We start from the raw sequence: 20,140 nt of genomic DNA, 5'->3' as shown, positions 1-20,140 counted from the left end.
TGGCGTCATGAAAGTAAGAGACCTGAGCATATTGATCGGCGTCATCGGCATCGTCCTGATGATGGTCGTTCCGATTCCCAAAGGGCTGCTGGACGTCCTGCTCATCATCAACATATCGATCGCCATCATGATTCTGTTGATCGCGATGAACACCCAGGATGCGCTGCACTTCTCCATTTTCCCGACGTTGCTGCTCATTACGACCGTGTTCCGGCTGGCGCTTAACGTCTCCACGACAAGGCTGATTTTGTCCAAGGCGGACGCGGGCCACGTCGTCGAGACGTTCGGCCGCTTCGTGGCCGGGGGACAGCTGGCCGTCGGCTTTGTCGTGTTCCTCATTCTGGTCGTCGTGCAGTTCATCGTCATCACGAAAGGCTCCGAGCGGGTGGCCGAAGTCGGCGCCAGATTTACGCTCGACGCGATGCCCGGCAAGCAGATGAGCATCGACGCGGATTTGAACGCCGGGCTCATCAACGAGCACCAGGCGCGCGAACGCCGCGAGAAGATCGAGAAGGAAGCGGATTTCTACGGCGCGATGGACGGTGCGAGCAAATTCGTCAAAGGGGACGCGATCGCTTCGATCATCATCGTTCTGATCAACCTGATCGCGGGTTTCGTCGTCGGCATGGCGATTCACGGCATGGACGTGATGACGGCGCTGGAGACATACTCCGTTCTGTCGATCGGCGACGGTCTCGTCAGCCAGATTCCGGCGCTGCTGATCAGTACGGCGGCCGGCATCATCGTTACGCGGGCGGCCTCCGACGGCAATATGGCCGACGATATGAGCAAGCAGCTGCTTCGTTATCCGCGATTGCTGTACATCGTCGCGGGAACGGTGGCGCTGCTCGGGCTCGCCACTCCGATTCCGCTCATCAGCACGCTGCCGTACGCCGCGATTCTGGCGATTGCCGGCTACCGGCTTCAGATGAATCTGAACCGCGAGCAGCAGGAGGCGGAAATGCTCGTCGAGGAGAAGGAGATCGAGGAGGTCCGAAGTCCCGAGAGCGTCATCAGCCTGCTGCAGGTCGATCCGATCGAATTCGAGTTCGGCTACGGCCTGATCCCGCTGGCGGATACGCAGCAGGGCGGCGATTTGCTCGACAGAATCATCATGATTCGGCGCCAATGCGCGCTCGAAATGGGACTTATTGTCCCCGTCATCCGAATTCGCGACAATATTCAACTAAAACCGAACGAATATGTCATAAAAATGAAAGGAAATACGGTTGCCCGTGGCGAATTACTCATACATCACTATTTGGCCATGAGTCCCGGGTTCGATGACGATTCCGTTACGGGTATTGAGACCCAGGAGCCCGCGTTCGGTTTGCCGGCCCTTTGGATCGACGAAGCGACGAAGGAACGGGCGGAAATGGCCGGCTATACGGTCGTCGATCCGCCGTCGGTCGTGGCGACCCATCTGACGGAAGTGATCAAGAAGTACGCGCACGAGCTGATCGGCCGCCAGGAGACGAAAGCGCTCGTCGACAGCGTCAAGGAGACGTATCCGGCGCTCGTCGAAGAGCTCATCCCGTCGATTCTCGGCGTCGGGGACGTGCAGAAGGTGCTGTCCAAGCTGCTGAAGGAGAAAATCTCGATCCGGGATCTTGTCACGATCTTCGAAACGCTGGCCGATTACGGCAAGTATACGAAGGACCCGGAGGTGCTGACGGAATACGCCAGACAGAGCTTGTCCAGGCAGATTACCCAGCAGTACGCGACGCCTTCTGAGCCGCTCAAGGTCATTACGGTCAGCCCGGCCGTCGAGAAGAAGATCGCGGAAGCGGTGCAGCAGTCCGACCAGGGCAGCTACCTGGCCCTCGATCCGGCGTCCTCCCAGGCGATCTATCAGCGGCTGACGGAGCAGGTCAATCGTCTGGTCCAGGCGGGCCAGCAGCCGATCATTCTGACTTCTCCGACGATCCGGATGTATTTGCGCCAGCTGTTGGAGAGAAGCCTGCAGGATATTCCCGTTATCTCGTACAGCGAATTGGAGCCTAGCATTGAAGTGCAGAGCGTTGGGGTGGTGAGCGCATGAAGGTCAAACGATACATAGTCGACGACGTGCCCGAAGCGGTGCAGATGATTCGCGCAGAGCTCGGCTCCGACGCCGTTATTTTGAATACGAAAGAAATCCGCGTAGGCGGATTTCTTGGTATGTTCCGCCAAAAACGGATGGAAGTGATCGCGGCCGTCGACGAGACGGCGCGCAAAGCTCCGCCGCGGACGGCGGCGCTCGCCGGCTTGCTGGAAAAAGCGCCGGCGGCGCGGGCGAAGGAGGCTCCGTCAGCGACGCCCGGCAGCGGGTCTGCGGCGGCTCCGATTCCTTCGAACGCCGTGCGGGAGAGGTACACGAAGCCGCCGTTCTCGGACAGCGGCCGGCAGCCGGCGGATAGCCCGCTTCCCGCCGCCGCGAAGGAGGCTCCGGCCCCGGCCGATCCGCTCCCGCGAATCGAGCAGCGCCCTCCGGCCGACCCGCTGCCGCGCGTCGAGCCGCCGGAAGCGGCCGAGCGGCAGCGCCCGACGGGCGACGATCCGCTGGACCGGCTGCGAACGGGAATCGCGGACCGGCTGCGCTCGGACGCGCTTGCGGCCGTCGAGCCGCAGACGGAGACGTCCCGCGAAAGCGAGCTCCGGGACGAGACGTCCGTCGTGCTTCAGGAGCTGCGCTCTCTCCGCGAGATGATGGCGAGGATGACCCGGACGCCGACGGCGCAGCCGCCGTCCCGCGCGATCCCGGAGTCCGTGCTGAAGTGGAGCAAGCGGCTGGCCGAGCAGGGCATGGAGCCCGCCTACGTCGAGCAGTTCGCGGAAGCGGCCGCCGCCAGTCTGAGGGATGGCGCGGAGAGCGGGCGCAGCGCCTACGAAGCCGCGCGCGGCGTGCTGCTCGGCTGGCTGAACGAGGCCAGGGGAGACGGCGTCGCCCCGGAGACGCGCATCGTTCATTTCGTCGGCCCGACGGGCGTCGGCAAGACGACGACGATCGCCAAGCTGGCGGCCGATCAGGCGTTCAGCCGGCGGCGCAGCGTCGGATTCATTACGGCGGACACGTACCGGATCGCCGCCGTGGACCAGCTGAGAACGTATGCGGACATTTTGAACGTGCCGCTGGAAGTGGTGTTTTCGCCCGGGGAATTAACTCGGGCTTATCATAAGCTGGGCGACCGCGATCTGCTGTTCATGGACACCGCGGGCCGCAATTACCGCAACGAGCTGTACGTATCCGAGGTGAACAGCCTCCTCTCTCCGGTGGAGGGGGCGGAGACGATTCTCGTGCTCAGCCTGACGAGCAAGTATGCGGATATGAAGGCGGTAGCCGCGCAGTTCGCGAAGTACGGCGTCCGCCAGCTGCTGCTCACGAAATTCGACGAGACGGAATCGTACGGCTCCGTCGTCAATCTCGTCAAGGAATTCGATTTCCGCATTTCTTATTACACCTGCGGGCAGACGGTGCCGGACGACATCCGGCCGTTCGATCCGGACGAGCTGGTCCGCAAGCTGCTGGGGGATCCGGGCGATGATTGACCAGGCGCAGGCGCTTCGGCATTTGGTCCATTCGAAGGACCTGGGGTCGGCGAGGACGACCAAGGTCGTAACGGTTACCAGCGGCAAAGGAGGGGTGGGCAAATCCAATTTCAGCCTGAACTTCGGAATCGCGCTGCAAAATCGGGGCTACAGCGTACTGCTCTTCGATGCGGACATCAGCTTTGCGAACATCGACGTGCTGATGGGGACGCCGGCCAAGTACAATCTCATCCATCTGCTTAAAGGCGAGAAGTCGATCTGGGAGATTATCCAGGTCGGTCCGGGCGGCCTGCAGTTTATCGCCGGCGGCTCGGGTTTTCAGGATCTGGTGCGCCTTGCGGAGCACGAGCTGGAATATTTCGCCGAACAGATCGCTAAGCTTCACGGCCACGTCGACTTTATTTTGTTCGATACGGGGGCCGGATTGTCCAAGGAGACGACGCGGTTTATCGCCGCGTCCGAAGAGACGATCGTTGTGACGACGCCGGAGCCGACGTCGATTACGGATGCGTACGCGCTGATCAAAATGGTGAATTCGATGGGGCATCAGGTTCCGTTCCGGCTCGTCGTCAACCGGGTCTCGGACGACCGCGAAGGCGCGCAGACGGCCGATAACATCCGACAGGTGGCGAGCAAGTATATCGGCATCGACATCCCGGTGCTCGGATACATTGCCGACGATGCCAGCGTCTCGAAAGCGGTCAGACGGCAGACTCCGCTGTCCGTCGCTTTCCCGAACTGCGAGGCGATGCGCGGCATCGACCGGATCGCCTCCCGCTTCCTGATGGAGGAGCGATCGCAATCGCAAGCGTCTTCCCGGGGGCTGCCGGGGTTCATGCAGAGGATCAAGAGGCTGTGGAGCTGATCGGCCGCAAGCCGGCGAGCATGCGAAAGTGAAGGCCGACTACATCTAGATTAACGAGGAGGATGCCCCTATGACCGAGTTAAAAGTGCTCATCGTGGACGATTCCCCTTTTATGCGCAAAGTGTTCAGCGACGTCATCGACGCAGACTCCGCTTTTCACGTGTTAGCCACCGCTTGCGACGGAGAAGAGGCCGTTAAGCTCGCGATGGAGCTTCAGCCCGACATCATTACGATGGACCTGGAGATGCCGCGCATGAACGGTCTCCAGGCGCTGCGCAAAATTATGGCGAAGAGGCCGACGCCGGTCCTTATGCTCTCCGCGGTGACGGACAACGGCACGCGGGATACGATCCGGGCGCTCCAATACGGCGCGATCGATTTTATCCGCAAGCCGGACGGCGCCGTGAAGCTGGACATCCGGCAGGTGGGCGAGCAGCTGCTGGAGAAGCTGCGCATCGTCGCGGAGACGATCGACAAGGGGCCTCTGCGCATGCTGCCGGCGGTCGTGGAGCAGACGGCCGAAGAGGCCGAAGAAGCCGGGGGGATCGAAGCGGCCGCGCCTTCGCCGATCGGACGGGCGATCCAGGAGGCGAAGGAAGCGGCGCGAATGACCGCCGCGGCCGCGAATCCTCCGCCAGGCGCGGAGCAGCCTCCGGCCGAGCCGCCTCCGGAGGCCGGGAAGCCGCAGAAGCTTATGCGGCGGGAACAGCCCGCCGGCAAGACCGGGCCGTCCGCGAAGATTGCCGCGCCGGACACCGGCAAGCCGCCGCGGCTTCAAGGGCCGGCTCCGGATAACTTGCGCAAGCTTCCGAAGCCGGCCAGAGCGGCGGACGGCGGAGCGCTGACCGTCAAGAAGGAAGCGAAGCCGCCCGTGCGCAGGCCGGTCGCGCCTCCGCCGGGCATTACGCCCCAGGCGAAGCCGCCCGGCGAGCCGAAGCCGACGACCTCGTTCACGCAGATCGTCGCGATCGGCACGTCCACGGGAGGCCCGCGGGCGCTGCACGAAGTGCTGACCGGCATCCCCGCGGATTTCCCGGCGCCGATCCTCGTCGTCCAGCACATGCCGCCCAAGTTCACGCATTCGCTTGCGCAGCGGCTGGATTCGTTCTGCAGCATCCATGTGCGCGAGGCGACGGACGGGGAGCAGCTCGAGACCGCCACCGCCTATATCGCCCCGGGCGGCAAGCATATGTCGCTGGCGAAGGACGCTTCCGGCAAATACCGGATCAAGCTATCGAACGAAGGACCGCGCAGCGGCCATATGCCGTCCGTCGACGTGCTGTACGAATCCCTGATCGGCCATCGGCAGTTAAAGCGTTACGCGGTGCTGATGACCGGCATGGGCAGCGACGGAGCGAAGGGGATGAAGGCGCTGCTCGACGACGGCGCCCAGACGACGATCGCCGAAGCCGAGCAAACTTGCGTCGTCTACGGCATGCCCCGCTCGGCGGTCGAGCTCGGAGCGGCGACGCGCCAGGTGCCGCTGCAAGGCATCGCCGCGGTTCTCGTGCAGGAAATGAAATCGCGCAAAACCTAACGCGCTGAAAGCTCAGCCAACAAGGAGGTGTCCGGCCATGGAAATGAATCAGTACATGTCCATGTTTATCGACGAGTCCAACGATCACTTGCAAGCGCTGAACGAAAATATGCTTCGGCTGGAACAGCAGCCGGAAGATATCGGCATCGTGCAGGTGATATTCCGTTCCGCGCATACTTTGAAAGGGATGTCGGCGACGATGGGATTCGAGGATCTCGCTTCGCTTACTCACGAAATGGAAAACGTGCTGGACCTCGTACGCAACGAGAAGCTCAGCATGAACGGACATATTTTCGACACGCTGTTCAAGTGTCTGGACGCGCTGGAAGCGATGGTTCAGGACATTATCGGCGGGGGAACCGGCAAGGGAGACGTCGGCGAGCTGGTCGAACGCTTGAAGGGCATCGTCAAGGGAGACAGCGGAGCCCCCGGGGCGTCGGCGCCCGCCGCGGCCCAAGCCGCGCCGGCCATGTCCGCGTCGCTCGTGCTCGACCAGTACCAGATGTCCGTGCTCGCGCAATCGATCGAGAGCGGGCATAAGGCCTATTATATCGAAGTGAAGGTTCGCGAGGATTGCCTGTTGAAGGCGGCCAGAGCTTACATGGTGTTCGACGTTCTCGAGAGGAACGGGGAGGTCGTCAAATCCTACCCGTCCGTTCAGGAGATCGAGCAGGAGCAATTCGACCGCGGCTTCTCCGTCTACTATATTACCCAGACGCCGCAGCAGACGCTGCAGGAGCAGCTCTCGAGAGTGTCGGAGATCGAGTCCGTTACCTTAAACGAGGTGGACAAAGCTTCGCTGCAGGAGATGGAAGACAACCTGCGCGCTCCCGCGAAGAGCGCGGCGGCGAAGGAAACCGCCGCCGCTTCGGAGGCTCCGGCTGTCCCGACGGCCGCTCCGTCCCCGCAAGCGTCCGCCCCCGAGAAGAGCGCGTCCCGTCCCGCGGCTGCCGCCGCTTCGGGCAGCGCCGCACCCCGCACGATCCGGGTCGATATCGAACGGCTGGACACGCTGATGAACCTGTTCAGCGAAATGCTCATCGACCGCGTGCGTCTGGAGCAGCTCGCCTTCGAGATTCGCCGCAACGACCTGACGGAGACGGTAGAGCATATGGCGCGGGTCAGCGCCGATCTGCAGAACATCGTGCTCAAGCTGCGCATGGTTCCCGTGGAGAGTGTATTTAACCGGTTCCCGCGGATGGTTCGGGACTTGGCCAAATCTCTCGACAAGAAAGTGGATCTGAACATCGTCGGCGCCGAGACCGAGCTCGACCGCACCGTCATCGACGAGATCGGCGACCCGCTCGTGCACCTGATCCGCAACTCGGTCGACCACGGCGTCGAATCGACGTCGGAACGCCTCGCCCAGGGGAAGCCGGAGACCGGCACCGTTATGCTGCGCGCGTTCCACAGCGGCAACCACGTGTTTATCGAGATCGAGGACGACGGCAAAGGCATCAATCGTCCGAAGGTGCTCGAGACGGCCATCAAGAGGGGCGTCGTCACGCCGGAGGAGGCGAAGACGCTCAGCGACGATGAGACGAACATGCTGCTGTTCGCCCCCGGCTTCAGCACGGCGGACAAGGTGTCGGACATTTCCGGCCGGGGCGTCGGCCTCGACGTCGTCAAATCGAAGATTACTTCCCTCGGCGGCAACGTGACCGTGACGTCGAACCCGGGGCAAGGAACGAAGTTCTCGATCCAGCTGCCGCTGACGCTGTCGATTATCGCGGCGATGCTGATCAAGCAGGGCTCGGAGAAATACGCCTTCCCGCTGTCTTCGATCGTGGAGACGGGAGCGATCAAGCGGACGGACATTCGCACGCTGCACGGCAACCGCATGATCGATTATCGCCAGTCGATCATCCCCGTCATTTCGCTGGCCCAGATTATCGATTCGCCGGACTATCGGGACGACGAAGAGAGCGAAACCGAAATGCTCGTCATCCGCAAGGGGGACAAGCTGGCGGCCGTTCTCGTCGACGAATTCATCGGCCAGAGCGAGATCGTGCTGAAGCCGCTCGGCAAATATTTGACGGGCGTAAGAGGCGTCGTCTCGGGCGCGACGATTCTCGGCGACGGGCAAGTCGCCCTGATCGTGGATCCTAACGCGATTATTAAATAAGTTCCGGACTCTAAGGGAGGAATCATTCATGGCAGAGGAATTAAAAGTGATCGTCTTCACGCTGGCGGAGGAAGAGTACGGAATCGAGGTCGACAAGGTGCGCACGATCGAGCGGATGCTGCCGATCACACGGGTGCCGAAAACGCCGGCGTTCGTGAAGGGAGTCGTCAATCTTAGAGGCGTCGTCATTCCGGTCATCGACCTGCGCGGCCGCTTCGGCCTGGCCGAGTCGGAGTATACGGAAAACTCCCGCATTATTATCGTCGCGGCGAACGAGCTGGAGGTCGGGTTTATCGTCGATTCCGCGAACGACGTGCTGGACGTCATGAGCGACGCGATCGAGAACCCGCCGGAAGTGGTCGGAGGCGTGAAGGCGAAATATTTGAGCGGGGTGGCCAAGATCGGGGAAGACCGCCTGCTCATTCTGCTGAATCTGTCCGAGGTGCTGAACCGCAGCGAAATCATTCAATTGGAACAGTTCGGAGAATAGGCCGTGAACCTGTTCAGGAACAACGCGGATTTCAAGCTGGACGTGCTTCGGGAAGTCGGCAACATCGGCGCGGGCAACGCGGCGACCGCGTTGTCCACGCTGCTTAACAAGCCGGTGGACATGGCGGTGCCGACGGTGAATCTGCTGCCGTTCGAGGAGATTGCCGAGCGGGTCGGCGGCTCCGAGGCGGTCGTGATCGCGATTTTCCTTCGCGTCGAAGGGGACGCTCCCGGCAATATGTTTTTCATTCTCAACCGGGAGCCGGCGAGACGGATTTTGCAGGGCCTGCTCGGCTTCGGCGCGGCGGAGAACGACGATTACAGCGAGCTGGAGCTGTCGGCGCTGAACGAGATCGGCAACATTCTCGCCGGCTCGTATCTGTCCTCGCTGGCGGACTTCACCGGCCTGCGGATGTCGCCTACGGTGCCTTCGCTGGCGGTGGACATGGCGGGCGCGATTCTAAGCTACGGGCTGCTTCAATTCGGCACGATGGGCGACGACGCCTTGCTCATCGATACGACTTTTCTGGAAGGGCAGCAGGAGGCCGAAGGGCATTTCTTCCTTATTCCGGATCCTGAGTCGTTCGACAAGCTCTTCCGTGCGTTGGGAGTGCCGATCTGATGATGCCCGAGGTGACTCTCATTAAAGTCGGAATGGCGGATCTGAACGTCGCGGACGGGGGAGCGGTGCTCAAGACGACGGGGTTGGGCTCGTGCGTCGGCCTGACGTTGTTCGATCCCGATTTGCGCATCGGCGGAATGGCGCACATTATGCTGCCGTCCTCCGATATCGCCCGCGGCGAAGGCCAGTTGAATATCGCCAAGTACGCGGACACGGCCGTTCCGGAGCTGGTGAGAAGATTGGCAAGCCGGGGCGCGGCGATCCATCGCCTTGTCGCCAAGATGGCCGGAGGCGCGCAGATGTTCGCCTTCATGGGCGGGACGGATACGATGCGAATCGGACCGCGCAACGTGGAAGCGACGAAGCAGGTGCTGGATCGATTCTCGATCCGCATCGTCGCCGAGGACACCGGGGGCAGCTACGGCCGAACGGTGGAGTTGTACAGCCATTCCGGGGTTTTTCTCATTCGCAGCGTACAGCACGGAGTAAAGGAGATTTGAGATGAACGGTTCCTGGCGTTTTACAATCGGATTCGGAGTTTTCGGAGCGCTGCTCACTTGCGTGATCTCCCTGTCGAACAATCCGCTGGGAACGACATTGCTCAGGAGCTTCTACGCTTTTCTGGCCTTTGTCGCGTTGGCCTTTGCCGCGAGCTTCGTGCTCGGGCAATTGCTTTCTCCCGGCAAGCTGGCCGCAAGCGGGGGCGAGCTCTCGCCGGATCGGGGCAGCGTGCTCGATCTGACCACTCCGGACGAAGGCGAAGCCTTGTCGGAAATGCTGAAGGAGCAATGGTCCGACGGAAACCCGGAAACGACAAAAGACGAGCAGTTCAAAGACTTTCAGCCTTTGCAGCCCAAGCGGGTAGTGTCGCTCGATAATCCGAATCCGGAGGAAGTGGCTCAGGCGATACGGCGCCTGACGGACGAATAAGGATGGTGAGGCTACAATGGTCGATCAAACACGTTCCCGGTTGTCCCATCAGGATTTATGGCAGCGATGGAAAGACGACGAGGACCCGGAAGCGAGAAAACGGCTGATCGAACACTATTTGCCGCTCGTAGATTACGTCTCCAGTCGGATGGCTGTGGGATTGCCGAAAAACGTGACCAAGGACGATCTGGCAAGCAACGGGGCGATGGGACTGATCGACGCGATCGAAAAGTTCGATTATCGGCGGGGCCTGCAATTCGAGACGTACGCGTCATGGAGAATCCGGGGGGCCATTATCGACGGACTGCGTCAGGGAGATTGGGTGCCCCGTTCGGTTCGTGACAAAGCGAAAAAAATCGAGGACGCCTATGCGGTGCTCGAGCAGAAGTATTTGCGGTCTGCTTCGGACGACGAAATATGCGACTATTTGAATATTAGCGGCAGAGAGTTCCAGCAAATGCTTCAGGAGGTTGCCGTCGCGGCCGTATTCTCCCTGGAGGATCCGATCCGCGAGGAGGAGTCCGAGACCCGATTGTCGCTGCTCGTCGACGATAAGGCCGTCAGTCCGGAGTCCAAAGTTCACGAGACGTATTTGAAGGACTCCCTGAAATACGGGATCGAGAAGTTGACGGAGAAGGAACGCACCGTAGTCTCGCTGTTCTACTACGAGGACCTGTCGTTAAGCGAGATTGCGGAAGTGATGTGTCTGTCTCCTTCGAGAATCTCCCAACTGCATTCCAAAGCGATTTTGAGGCTCCGCGGAGCGCTCGCGAAGCAGAAGGAGCAGCTGCTTCAAAACGGATAAAGGGGGCTTGGAAGATGCCTGACAATGGAAGCTTCTCCCTGGAAAGCGGTCTTCAAGTGACGATTTCCGAAGACAAGATGAATGCCTATCTGGTATTCAAGCGGGTGGAGGGCGATCCGAAGTTTACCGCGCGCGAATTGGAGCAATACCTGGCGTCGCAAGGCGTCAAGTTCGGACTGCAGTCGGACGCGATCTATTTGATCTCGCAGCGTCCGCAGGACTTCTACTTCGCGCAGAACGTCGTTGCCATCGGAACGCCGCCAAAGCCGGGCAAGGACGGTTATATCAGGTCGCTGTACGGCGAGGAAGAGGCGGAGAATCAAGGTCCCGTGGAACGGGAGGACGGCAGCGTCGATTACAAGCAGGTGACGAAGCTGGCCAACGTGAAGGCGGGGCAAATCATCGCCGAGAGAATTCCCGCGGAGCCGGGCACGCCGGGCAAAGCCGTCACGGGGGAAGAGATCGCGCCGAAGGAAGGGAAGGAAGTTCACTTCAAGATCGGAAAAAATGTCGTTGTCAATCCCGAGAAAGTCGCGATGTACGCGGCCATCGACGGACTGGTCACGAAGACCGACAAGGACAAGCTGAACGTTTTTCCGGTATACGAGGTGAACGGAGACGTCGATTACAATATCGGCAACATCGACTTTGTCGGCACCGTTGTCGTCCGCGGCAATATTTTGACCGGTTTTCGCGTCAAAGCGTCGGGCGACATTCGCGTCACGGGCGGCATTGAGGGCGCCGAGGTGGAATCCGAGGGCTCGATCGAAGTGACCGGCGGCATTATCGGATCAAACAAAGGCTACGTGAAGGCCGGCCGCAGCGTGCGCTGCTCGTTTATCCAGGAAGGGAACGTCATCGCCGGGGAGGACGTGCTGGTGCCCCAGAGCATTATGCACTCGAACGTTCGCGCGGGCAAGTCGGTCAAATGCCTGGGCGCCAAAGGCTTGATCGTAGGCGGAACAATCCAGGCGGGAGAACGGGTGACGGCGAGAATGATCGGCAATTCGATGTCGACGGCGACGGTCGTGGAGGTCGGCGTGCGGCCGGAGCTTCGCCAGGAGCTCGGCGAATTGCGGGCGACGATGCGCCAGTATGCCGACAGCCTGGACAAGACGGAGAAAGCGCTGTCGATGCTGGACCAGATGGCCGCGATCGGGCAGTTGAGCGGGGACAAGCTGGCGCTGCGGGTCAAGCTGACGGCGACGAAGCGGCAGACGACCGAGGAGCTTCAGGCGGCGAAGGATCGCGTGCTGGAGATCGAAAGGACGCTGGAGGACGCGACGACGGCGCGCGTGGACGCGGTTCATACGCTGTGGGGCGGCACGAAAATCGTCATCGGACGGTATACGAGATTTGTGAAGGACGCTTCGCAAAGAGTCACTTTCCGCTTTTCGGACGGAGACATCGCGATGGTTCCGTTCTATTGATCCCAAAGACGAGGTGATGCGGCGTGAGCTACAAACCGATCGATATGCAGGTATCTATGCCTCGTTCCGTGGAGATGACGCCGCTGCAGCATCATCAGCAGCAGCGATCGGCTACGGAGCAAAGCCTGCTCGGCCAGCAGGCGATGAAGACGGCGGAGCAGAACGCGACGAGAAGCGCGAAGGCGGAATCGGCGGAAGGCGGGACGATCTCGGAGCGCGATCCCCGCGAGCGGGGCAAGCGGGGGCAAGCGGGACAGCATGCGTCCGCGGAAGAGCAGCATGGAGAAGAGCACAAAGCTCCTGAGCATCCGTACAAGGGCAAGCATATTGATTTTCTGGGTTAAGCTTCGGCAGGATCGGTCAGCAAGAGAGGAGAATTCAGGGTGGAACCGTGGTTTTACATTGTTGCGCTCGGAGCCGCGATAGCCGGATTGGCATGGATGATGCCGAAATCCGGCCATGGCGGCTCCGAGCAGGAGTTCGTCAGCGAGGAAGCATATGGCCGATTGCTGGAGGATCTCGAGGCGGAAAATCGCGAGCTTCTGGACGCGGTCGCCAAGTTCAAGCGCGAGCACGACGGCACGACCGAGCTGCTCGGACGCAGAATCGTCGAGCTGGAACAGCAGATGAAGCTGTTATCGGAGACCCCCCGCTCCCCCGCAACGCCAGCGGTTTCCCCCTCCCCGGATTCGTCTTTTCCCGCGACTTTTTTCGCTCAGACAAGCCATACAAGCAGCTCTGCGGATGTCTATCGCGACACTGGTGCCGCTCTGTCGCCGGCCGCGGAGGCGGGAACGCCTCCGGGGCGGGAGCCGTCGCCAAGCGCGGCTGACGTAGCGGACAGGCCGTCGGCGGAACCGTCGCCCGATTCGGAGCCCGAACGCATATCGCCCGCGATCCGCGACAGATACGCGGATCTGCTCGCGATGCACGAGAAAGGCAAATCCGTCGAGCAGATCGCCAAGGCGACGGGCATGAACAAGGGCGAAGTGCAGCTCATCCTGCAGCTGGCCAGACGGGAGGAGCGGCATGCGTAAACATCGGAGCTGGTTGATGGGCTTCGGAATCGGACTGATCGTCGGCGCGATTATGCTGCAGATGATCACGTTCGCCGAGAAGCAGGGCGCGCCTCTGACGGAGGAGCCGATGGAGGCGGAGCGGCTGGCCGACGAGGCGAAGAGGGCCGGGCTGCTGCTGCTCACGCAAGAGCAGCTCGACGAACGCGTTCGGGCGGCGGTCGCGGAAGATCAGTTGGCCGGGAATTCGGAGGGCGCGGAAAGTCCCGAAGCTTCCATTGAAGGGCCGGACGGCGCCGCTGGCGGTTCGGGAGCTTCCGCCGACCCGGACGGCGCGGAGGCCGCTCCGGCGGAGTCCGGGACGCCGCCAGCGGAGCAGGGGAACGCCGCATCGTCTCCGGAGACCGGGCAGGAGCAGGTATCCCTCTATATCAGCTACGGAATGAGCCTGACGGAAGTCGGGCGGGAGCTCCAGAAGCTCGGCGTGATCGACGACGTGAAGGAATTCATCGAGGAGACCCGTCCGGTGGCCAAGAAGATGAAGGTCGGAACGGCCGTGTTCAAGGGGAGGCCGACCTATCAGGAAATTATGGACGAGCTTGTACGCAAAAAGTGAGCGGTCGTTCAAAAAGTCCGATTTTGATCACGAAGTAGATCGGGAAGCGGATTCGACATCGAATCTTGAACTCAGCCGGTTCTTCCGGTGCTCATGTAGGTTTTCCTACATTCCGCTCCTCATCACCGGTCTTCGTCCAACCTTCCGGGATGCATGGGCGAGCAGTTCGCCGTCAGGCGAACGACCAGCCTCGGTGCTGAAAATCGAACTTTTTGAACTTTCATTTGAGCGGTCGTTCAAAAAGTCCGATAAAGTTCGATTTTGATCACGATTTTGATTACGAAGCGTTGGGCCATTGCGCGAAGGTTGCCGATATGGTATATTATTTCTCGGTGTAAAAAACACACGCCTTTCAATTCCGTCGGCGGTGCTTGTTCGGATGATTCGGTCAAGTTTCGGCGGGAAACGCGAAGGGCGGCGGAGATTCACCAAAAACCACTAGGAGGTGCAGGAAGATGGCAGTCATTTCCATGAAGCAGCTGCTTGAAGCAGGCGTGCATTTCGGTCACCAGACGCGTCGTTGGAACCCGAAAATGGATAAGTACATCTTTACTGAACGTAACGGCATTTACATTATCGATTTGCAGAAGACGGTTAAGAAAGTCGACGAGGCGTACAACTTCGTGCGTCAGCTCGCAGAGAACGGCGGAACGATGCTGTTCGTCGGAACGAAGAAGCAAGCTCAGGATTCCGTTAAGGAAGAAGCGGAGCGCAGCGGTCAATACTACATCAACCAACGTTGGTTGGGCGGTACGCTGACTAACTTCTCGACGATCCAGAAGCGTACGGACCGTCTGCACCAGCTCGACAAATGGGAACAGGACGGCACGTTCGACGTGCTGCCCAAGAAAGAAGTCATCATCCTTCGCAAGGAGAAGGATCGTCTCGAGAAGTTCCTCGGCGGCATCAAGAACATGCGCAGACTGCCGGACGCTCTGTTCATCATCGACCCTCGCAAAGAGCGCATCGCGGTTGCCGAAGCACGCAAGCTGGGCATCCCGATCGTCGGCATCGTCGACACGAACTGCGATCCGGACGAGATCGACTACGTTATCCCAGGTAACGATGACGCGATCCGCGCGGTTAAGCTGCTGACGGCCAAGATGGCCGACGCGATCGTCGAATCCCGCCAAGGCGAAGAGACGACGGCTTAATCCTCAGAAAAATCCGGTTCGAACATAGAGTCACGATCGAAGGGTGGTCAGAAGGGAAACTTCTCACCGCCCTTTTTTTCCAAAACGACCGGCTTCGACGGCGCCAGCCGGCGCTGCGGGGCCTATATACTAGGAGGAGTCCCCATGGCAATTAGTGCAGCAGACGTTAAAACGCTTCGCGAAAGAACAGGAGCGGGCATGTTGGATTGTAAGAAGGCGCTGGAGGAAGCGGGCGGAGATTTGACGAGAGCTTCCGAGCTGCTCCGCGAGAAGGGCCTTGCGGCAGCCGCCAAGAAAGGCGACCGCATTGCGACCGAAGGCGTCGTTGAATCTTACATTCACGCCGGCGGACGGATCGGCGTCCTGGTTGAAGTCAACTGCGAAACCGACTTCGTCGCGAAGACGGATCAATTCCGTACGTTCGTGAAGGACATCGCGATGCAAATCGCGGCGGCCAACCCGAAATTCCTGGCTCGCGAAGAGGTATCCCAAGCCGAGCTCGACAAAGAGAAGGAAATTCTTCGCAACCAGGCGCTGAACGAAGGCAAGCCGGAGAAAATCGTCGACAAGATGGTCGAAGGCCGCATGAACAAATATTACGAAGAAAACTGCCTGCTGGAGCAAGTGTTCGTCAAGGATCAGGACAAGACGATCACGACGCTGCTCAACGAGAAAATCGCCGCCATCGGCGAGAAAATTTCCATCCGCAGATTCGCTCGCTTCGAGCTGGGCGAAGGCATGGAGAAGAAAACGGAAAACTTCGCAGAAGAGGTTATGGCGCAAGTCAATCAATAAGATTACCGATCCGGGAACACGGCGTGTTCCCTCTTTTTTAAATATGCATGCTGGAGGTACAAAACGTTGGAACGTCCCTTTTATAAACGCGTGGTATTAAAGGTGAGCGGCGAATCGCTGTCCGGCAACAACGGTTACGGCATCGACGCGTCGACGATTCTGTCGATCGCGGAGCAGATCAAGGAAGTGATCGAGCTGGGCGTCGAAGTGGCGATCGTCTGCGGCGGCGGCAACATCTGGCGCGGCATCGCCGGCAGCCAGAAAGGGATCGACCGCGCGACGGCGGACTACATGGGCATGCTCGCCACGGTCATGAACTCGCTGGCGCTGCAGGACGCGCTGGAGCAGATGGACGTGCCGAGCCGGGTGCAGACGTCGATCGCGATGCAGCAGATCGCCGAGCCGTACATTCGCAGACGCGCGATTCGTCACCTGGAGAAGGGGCGCGTCGTCATTTTCGCGGCGGGAACGGGCAATCCGTTCTTCTCGACGGATACGACCGCGGCGCTTCGGGCGGCCGAGATCGAAGCCGAAGTCATTCTGATGGCCAAGAACAAGGTCGACGGCGTGTACAGCGCCGATCCGTTCAAAGACCCGGACGCGGAGAAGTACGAGCAGCTCACCTACATGGACGTGCTCAACAAAAACCTTGGCGTGATGGATTCGACCGCATCCTCGTTATGCATGGACAACAATATTCCGCTTCTTGTATTCGCAATTACGGAGCAAGGCAATATTAAACGTGCCGTCATGGGCGAGAAAATCGGCACAATCGTAAAGGGGAGCATGGACTAATGCCGCAAGCGATTAAAAAAGACGCCGAAGAACGCATGGAGAAAGCGTTGGGCGCGCTGAAGCGCGATCTGCAAACGCTGAGAGCGGGCCGCGCGTCGGCCGCGATGCTGGACCGGGTGCAAGCCGAATATTACGGCACGCCGACGCCGATCAACCAGTTGGGCGCGATCAACACGCCGGACACCCGGACGCTTATCATTACCCCGTGGGACAAAACGGCGCTGTCCGCCATCGAGAAGGCGATCCAGAAATCGGATCTGGGCCTGACGCCGGCCAACGACGGCTCGATTATCCGGCTGAACATTCCGCCGCTGACGGAGGAGCGCCGCACCGAGCTGGCCAAATCGACGAAGAAGTTCGGCGAGGAGGCGAAGGTGGCGATCCGCAACATCCGCCGCGACGCGAACGACGAGATCAAGAAGAAGGAAAAGGGCGAGATTTCCGAGGACGAGTCGCGCCGTCATCAGGACGATGTGCAGAAGCTGACGGACCGGTTCGTCGCCGAGGTCGACAAAATTTTGGCCGCCAAAGAAAAAGAGATCATGGAAGTCTAAAGGGTAAGCGTACGACCCCTCCGCAAGGTGGGGTTTATTCTCTTTTGACGGGTTCCAGGGTGAGCGTTGCCGCTACTAGGGGGAAGCAAAGATGGGTTTGTTCGGAAAATGGTTCCGCAAGCTGCGCGTCGGAGCGTTATCGGCAGACGAGCCGGGACGCGCGCGGGCGGAAGAAAACGAGCTGCCGACCGGCGACAACATTCCGAGGCACGTGGCGATCATTATGGACGGGAACGGCCGCTGGGCGAAGACGAGAGGGCTGCCCCGCATCGCCGGTCACCATAACGGAATGAAAGCCGTGAAGCGCATCACGAAAGCCGCCGATCGCGTCGGCGTCGAAGTGCTGACGCTCTACGCCTTCTCCACGGAAAACTGGAAAAGGCCGAAGGCGGAGGTCGACTTCCTGCTGAAGCTGCCGCAGGAATTTCTGGCGATCGAGCTGGAGGAATTGATCGAGAACAACGTTCAGGTCCGGATGATGGGCGACCGGGAGCAGCTCCCGGCCCATACGGTGGCCGCCGTAGAGGAAGCGGTGCGGCAAACGTCGCACAATACCGGTCTCATTCTGAACTTCGCCCTGAATTACGGGAGCAGGCACGAAATGCTGGAAGCGGTCAAGGAAATCGCCCGGCAGGCCGCCGCCGGGAGGCTCGATCCGGAGGCGCTGCAGGAGGCCGATTTCTCGCGGCTGCTGCTGAGCGGCGGCCTGCCGGACCCGGACCTTCTGATTCGAACGAGCGGGGAGCTGCGGCTCAGCAACTTTATGCTGTGGCAGGCGGCTTACAGCGAATTCTGGTTCACCGACGTATTCTGGCCGGAATTCGGCGAACGCCATCTGTACGAAGCGATCAGAGAATATCAGCGGCGCGCGCGCCGCTACGGAGGGCTGTAAAGGGATGGGTCAGAGAATCGTAACCGGCGTCGTCGCCGGAGCGGTCTTCATCGGCTTGCTTGTCGCGGGAGGATGGTATTATACCGGCCTCCTGCTGATGATGGCACTTATCGGATATTGGGAGTTCGCGAGGCTGAACGGACAAGCCTGGACGCGTCCCGACGTGCTGCTGGGCTTCGTCGCGGTGCTGCTGATCGCTCTGCCGAAGCTTCCTTTCGAGGGGGAGCTTCCGTCGCTGGAGACGGTCGCCTGGCTGCTGATGTTCGTGCTGCTGGCCGCGACGGTGTTCAGCAAAAATCGCATTCATCTGGAAAATGCAAGCGTGCTGTTCCTCGGAGCGGTATACGTGGGCTTGGGCTTTCATTATATGGCGGCGACGCGGGAGCTCGAGCACGGCATTTTCTGGTCGGCGCTTGCGTTCGCCTGCATCTGGGCGTCGGACGCCGGCGCTTATTTCGTCGGCAAAGCGATCGGCCGGACGAAGCTGTGGCCGTCGATCAGCCCGAACAAGACGATCGAAGGGGCGCTTGGCGGCCTGGCGATCGCGGTGCTGGCCGGCCTGATCTTCGCCTACGCGCAGCCGGAATGGCTCGGTTACGGCCGGGCGGCGCTGATCGGACTGACGGCGGCGGTCGCCGGTCAGTTGGGCGATCTGGTGCAGTCCGCGTACAAGCGGTTCCGCGGCGTCAAGGATTCCGGGCAATTGCTGCCGGGGCACGGCGGCGTGCTGGACAGAACGGACAGCTGGCTGATCGTGTTCCCTCTGCTTCATTTGCTCGGACTGCTGGCAGGATAATCTGGCGATCGCCTACATAAATATAGAGTGGACAGCGGAGGTTGACTATGAAAAAAATAGCCGTTCTCGGCAGCACGGGGTCGATCGGCACCCAGACGCTGGACGTCGTCTCGCGCCGTCCGGACGACTATGAGATCGTCGGCCTGGCGGCGGGAGCCAACGTCGACCTGCTGCTGGAGCAAGCGCGGCGGTTTAAGCCGCAATGGGTGTCCGTCGGCAGCGAGGACGCGGCCGCGCGCGTCAGAAGCGAGCTTCCCGCGGACGTGCGGGTTGTGCACGGCGAGCGGGGCCTGCGGCAGATCGCCGGCGAATCGGGAGCGAATTACGTCGTCTGCGCGCTCGTCGGCAGCCTGGGCCTCACTTCGACGCTGGCGGCGATCGAGGCGGGGGCCGATATCGGGCTGGCCAACAAGGAAACGCTCGTCACGGCGGGGCATCTCGTCATGAGCCGGGCCAAGGAGAAGGGCGTCTCCATTTTACCGGTCGACAGCGAGCATTCGGCGATCTTCCAATGCTTAAACGGGGAGCCGGCGAAGGCGGTCAAGCGGCTGATGCTGACCGCTTCCGGCGGAAGCTTCCGCGATCTCGGCCGGGAGCAGCTTAAGAACGTGACGGTGGAGGACGCGCTGAAGCACCCGAACTGGAGCATGGGCGCCAAGGTGACGATCGACTCGGCGACGATGGCGAACAAGGGGCTGGAAGTGATCGAAGCGCACTGGCTGTTCGATCTGCCGTACGATCGGATCGACGTCGTGCTGCACCCGGAGAGCATCGTGCACTCGATGGTCGAATTCGTCGATACGAGCGTCATGGCGCAGCTCGGCAATCCGGACATGCGGGTGCCGATCCAATACGCGCTTACGTATCCCGAGCGCGTCGATTCCCCGGCTTCCCCGCTGGATTTGCTGAAGCAGGGGACGCTGCATTTCAAGCAGATGAGCTTCGAGCGCTATCCGTGCCTGCGTCTGGCTTACGAGGCGGGACGCGCGGGCGGCACCGCCACGACCGTGTTCAACGCGGCGAACGAAGTCGCTGTCGCGCGGTTTCTGAAGGGCGAGATTTCCTTCCTCGCGATCGAGGATACGATCGAGCGGGCGCTTGCCAGACACGCGCCGGTTCCGGCCCCGAGCCTGGAAGCGATTCTCGAGGCGGACGCCTGGGCGCGGCGCGAGGCGGAGGCGGCCCGCTGAT

The 20,140-nt window shown here is 60.8% G+C and carries 21 protein-coding genes; all 21 read left to right on the top strand.

Features of this window, described 5'->3' with window-relative positions; translation table 11 throughout:
* Nucleotides 1-7 precede the first annotated feature (7 nt).
* Nucleotides 8-2,041: a flagellar biosynthesis protein FlhA gene (gene flhA / locus ACFFT4_RS01245; RefSeq protein WP_378044410.1), complete on the top strand. Its 2,034-nt coding sequence runs from the start codon at nt 8-10 to the stop codon at nt 2,039-2,041.
* Nucleotides 2,038-3,528, top strand: a complete 1,491-nt coding sequence (gene flhF, locus ACFFT4_RS01240; RefSeq protein WP_378044408.1) for a flagellar biosynthesis GTPase FlhF — start codon at nt 2,038-2,040, stop codon at nt 3,526-3,528. The genes flhA and flhF overlap by 4 nt, the downstream gene beginning before the upstream one ends.
* Entirely contained in the window at nt 3,521-4,393 is an 873-nt protein-coding gene (locus ACFFT4_RS01235) for a MinD/ParA family protein (RefSeq protein ID WP_378044406.1), read from the top strand. The genes flhF and ACFFT4_RS01235 overlap by 8 nt, the downstream gene beginning before the upstream one ends.
* Before the next feature lie 70 nt (nt 4,394-4,463).
* Entirely contained in the window at nt 4,464-5,930 is a 1,467-nt protein-coding gene (locus ACFFT4_RS01230) for a protein-glutamate methylesterase/protein-glutamine glutaminase (RefSeq protein ID WP_378044405.1), read from the top strand.
* Nucleotides 5,931-5,967: 37 nt separating this feature from the next.
* Entirely contained in the window at nt 5,968-8,055 is a 2,088-nt protein-coding gene (locus ACFFT4_RS01225; protein WP_378044404.1) for a chemotaxis protein CheA, read from the top strand.
* 28 nt (nt 8,056-8,083) lie between these two features.
* The gene (locus ACFFT4_RS01220) at nt 8,084-8,545 is read left to right on the top strand and encodes a chemotaxis protein CheW (protein ID WP_378044402.1); all 462 of its coding nucleotides are present in this window, start codon (nt 8,084-8,086) and stop codon (nt 8,543-8,545) included.
* 3 nt (nt 8,546-8,548) lie between these two features.
* A complete protein-coding gene (locus ACFFT4_RS01215) occupies nt 8,549-9,166 on the top strand; it encodes a chemotaxis protein CheC (RefSeq protein ID WP_378044401.1) in 618 nt (205 codons plus the stop codon).
* Nucleotides 9,166-9,666: a chemotaxis protein CheD gene (locus ACFFT4_RS01210; RefSeq protein ID WP_378044399.1), complete on the top strand. Its 501-nt coding sequence runs from the start codon at nt 9,166-9,168 to the stop codon at nt 9,664-9,666. The genes ACFFT4_RS01215 and ACFFT4_RS01210 overlap by 1 nt, the downstream gene beginning before the upstream one ends.
* A 1-nt stretch (nt 9,667) precedes the next feature.
* Nucleotides 9,668-10,096: a hypothetical protein gene (locus ACFFT4_RS01205; RefSeq protein WP_378044397.1), complete on the top strand. Its 429-nt coding sequence runs from the start codon at nt 9,668-9,670 to the stop codon at nt 10,094-10,096.
* A 16-nt stretch (nt 10,097-10,112) separates the two neighbouring features.
* Nucleotides 10,113-10,901 (top strand): FliA/WhiG family RNA polymerase sigma factor, encoded by a 789-nt coding sequence (locus tag ACFFT4_RS01200; protein WP_378044396.1) that lies wholly within the window; start codon nt 10,113-10,115, stop codon nt 10,899-10,901.
* Nucleotides 10,902-10,915: 14 nt separating this feature from the next.
* On the top strand, nt 10,916-12,331 hold the full coding sequence (locus tag ACFFT4_RS01195) for a flagellar assembly protein A (protein WP_378044395.1): 1,416 nt from the start codon (nt 10,916-10,918) through the stop codon (nt 12,329-12,331).
* 23 nt (nt 12,332-12,354) lie between these two features.
* Entirely contained in the window at nt 12,355-12,675 is a 321-nt protein-coding gene (locus tag ACFFT4_RS01190; protein ID WP_378044394.1) for a hypothetical protein, read from the top strand.
* Nucleotides 12,676-12,714: 39 nt separating this feature from the next.
* Entirely contained in the window at nt 12,715-13,368 is a 654-nt protein-coding gene (locus ACFFT4_RS01185) for a hypothetical protein (protein ID WP_378044392.1), read from the top strand.
* Entirely contained in the window at nt 13,361-13,963 is a 603-nt protein-coding gene (locus tag ACFFT4_RS01180) for a hypothetical protein (protein ID WP_378044390.1), read from the top strand. Before ACFFT4_RS01185 ends, ACFFT4_RS01180 begins: the two co-directional genes overlap by 8 nt.
* A gap of 455 nt (nt 13,964-14,418) precedes the next feature.
* Complete coding sequence (rpsB, locus tag ACFFT4_RS01175) at nt 14,419-15,117, top strand: 30S ribosomal protein S2 (protein ID WP_378044389.1); 699 nt, start codon at nt 14,419-14,421, stop codon at nt 15,115-15,117.
* Nucleotides 15,118-15,261: 144 nt separating this feature from the next.
* Complete coding sequence (gene tsf, locus ACFFT4_RS01170) at nt 15,262-15,912, top strand: translation elongation factor Ts (RefSeq protein WP_378044387.1); 651 nt, start codon at nt 15,262-15,264, stop codon at nt 15,910-15,912.
* A gap of 66 nt (nt 15,913-15,978) precedes the next feature.
* Nucleotides 15,979-16,707, top strand: a complete 729-nt coding sequence (gene pyrH, locus ACFFT4_RS01165) for a UMP kinase (RefSeq protein ID WP_378044386.1) — start codon at nt 15,979-15,981, stop codon at nt 16,705-16,707.
* Nucleotides 16,707-17,261 (top strand): ribosome recycling factor, encoded by a 555-nt coding sequence (gene frr, locus ACFFT4_RS01160; protein ID WP_378044384.1) that lies wholly within the window; start codon nt 16,707-16,709, stop codon nt 17,259-17,261. Before pyrH ends, frr begins: the two co-directional genes overlap by 1 nt.
* Nucleotides 17,262-17,352: 91 nt before the next feature.
* The gene (gene uppS, locus ACFFT4_RS01155) at nt 17,353-18,153 is read left to right on the top strand and encodes an undecaprenyl pyrophosphate synthase (protein WP_378044382.1); all 801 of its coding nucleotides are present in this window, start codon (nt 17,353-17,355) and stop codon (nt 18,151-18,153) included.
* A 4-nt stretch (nt 18,154-18,157) separates the two neighbouring features.
* Nucleotides 18,158-18,949: a phosphatidate cytidylyltransferase gene (locus ACFFT4_RS01150; RefSeq protein ID WP_378044381.1), complete on the top strand. Its 792-nt coding sequence runs from the start codon at nt 18,158-18,160 to the stop codon at nt 18,947-18,949.
* Between the two features lie 47 nt (nt 18,950-18,996).
* Nucleotides 18,997-20,139, top strand: a complete 1,143-nt coding sequence (locus ACFFT4_RS01145) for a 1-deoxy-D-xylulose-5-phosphate reductoisomerase (protein ID WP_378044380.1) — start codon at nt 18,997-18,999, stop codon at nt 20,137-20,139.
* The last annotated feature ends 1 nt before the right edge of the window (nt 20,140 follow it).

It is taken from the genome of Cohnella cellulosilytica, assembly GCF_042431195.1.
GTDB classification, from domain to species: Bacteria; Bacillota; Bacilli; order Paenibacillales; family Paenibacillaceae; genus Cohnella; species Cohnella cellulosilytica.
This window is presented reverse-complemented; position numbering and strand designations above follow the sequence as displayed.

Bases quoted from the DNA above. Each gene is read 5' to 3' on its own strand.
- flhA (WP_378044410.1), top strand. From the start codon at position 8: ATGAAAGTAAGAGACCTGAGCATATTGATCGGCGTCATCGGCATCGTC.
- flhF (WP_378044408.1), top strand. From the start codon at position 2,038: ATGAAGGTCAAACGATACATAGTCGACGACGTGCCCGAAGCGGTGCAG.
- ACFFT4_RS01235 (WP_378044406.1), top strand. From the start codon at position 3,521: ATGATTGACCAGGCGCAGGCGCTTCGGCATTTGGTCCATTCGAAGGAC.
- ACFFT4_RS01230 (WP_378044405.1), top strand. From the start codon at position 4,464: ATGACCGAGTTAAAAGTGCTCATCGTGGACGATTCCCCTTTTATGCGC.
- ACFFT4_RS01225 (WP_378044404.1), top strand. From the start codon at position 5,968: ATGGAAATGAATCAGTACATGTCCATGTTTATCGACGAGTCCAACGAT.
- ACFFT4_RS01220 (WP_378044402.1), top strand. From the start codon at position 8,084: ATGGCAGAGGAATTAAAAGTGATCGTCTTCACGCTGGCGGAGGAAGAG.
- ACFFT4_RS01210 (WP_378044399.1), top strand. From the start codon at position 9,166: ATGATGCCCGAGGTGACTCTCATTAAAGTCGGAATGGCGGATCTGAAC.
- ACFFT4_RS01205 (WP_378044397.1), top strand. From the start codon at position 9,668: ATGAACGGTTCCTGGCGTTTTACAATCGGATTCGGAGTTTTCGGAGCG.
- ACFFT4_RS01200 (WP_378044396.1), top strand. From the start codon at position 10,113: ATGGTCGATCAAACACGTTCCCGGTTGTCCCATCAGGATTTATGGCAG.
- ACFFT4_RS01195 (WP_378044395.1), top strand. From the start codon at position 10,916: ATGCCTGACAATGGAAGCTTCTCCCTGGAAAGCGGTCTTCAAGTGACG.
- ACFFT4_RS01180 (WP_378044390.1), top strand. From the start codon at position 13,361: ATGCGTAAACATCGGAGCTGGTTGATGGGCTTCGGAATCGGACTGATC.
- rpsB (WP_378044389.1), top strand. From the start codon at position 14,419: ATGGCAGTCATTTCCATGAAGCAGCTGCTTGAAGCAGGCGTGCATTTC.
- tsf (WP_378044387.1), top strand. From the start codon at position 15,262: ATGGCAATTAGTGCAGCAGACGTTAAAACGCTTCGCGAAAGAACAGGA.
- frr (WP_378044384.1), top strand. From the start codon at position 16,707: ATGCCGCAAGCGATTAAAAAAGACGCCGAAGAACGCATGGAGAAAGCG.
- uppS (WP_378044382.1), top strand. From the start codon at position 17,353: ATGGGTTTGTTCGGAAAATGGTTCCGCAAGCTGCGCGTCGGAGCGTTA.
- ACFFT4_RS01150 (WP_378044381.1), top strand. From the start codon at position 18,158: ATGGGTCAGAGAATCGTAACCGGCGTCGTCGCCGGAGCGGTCTTCATC.
- ACFFT4_RS01145 (WP_378044380.1), top strand. From the start codon at position 18,997: ATGAAAAAAATAGCCGTTCTCGGCAGCACGGGGTCGATCGGCACCCAG.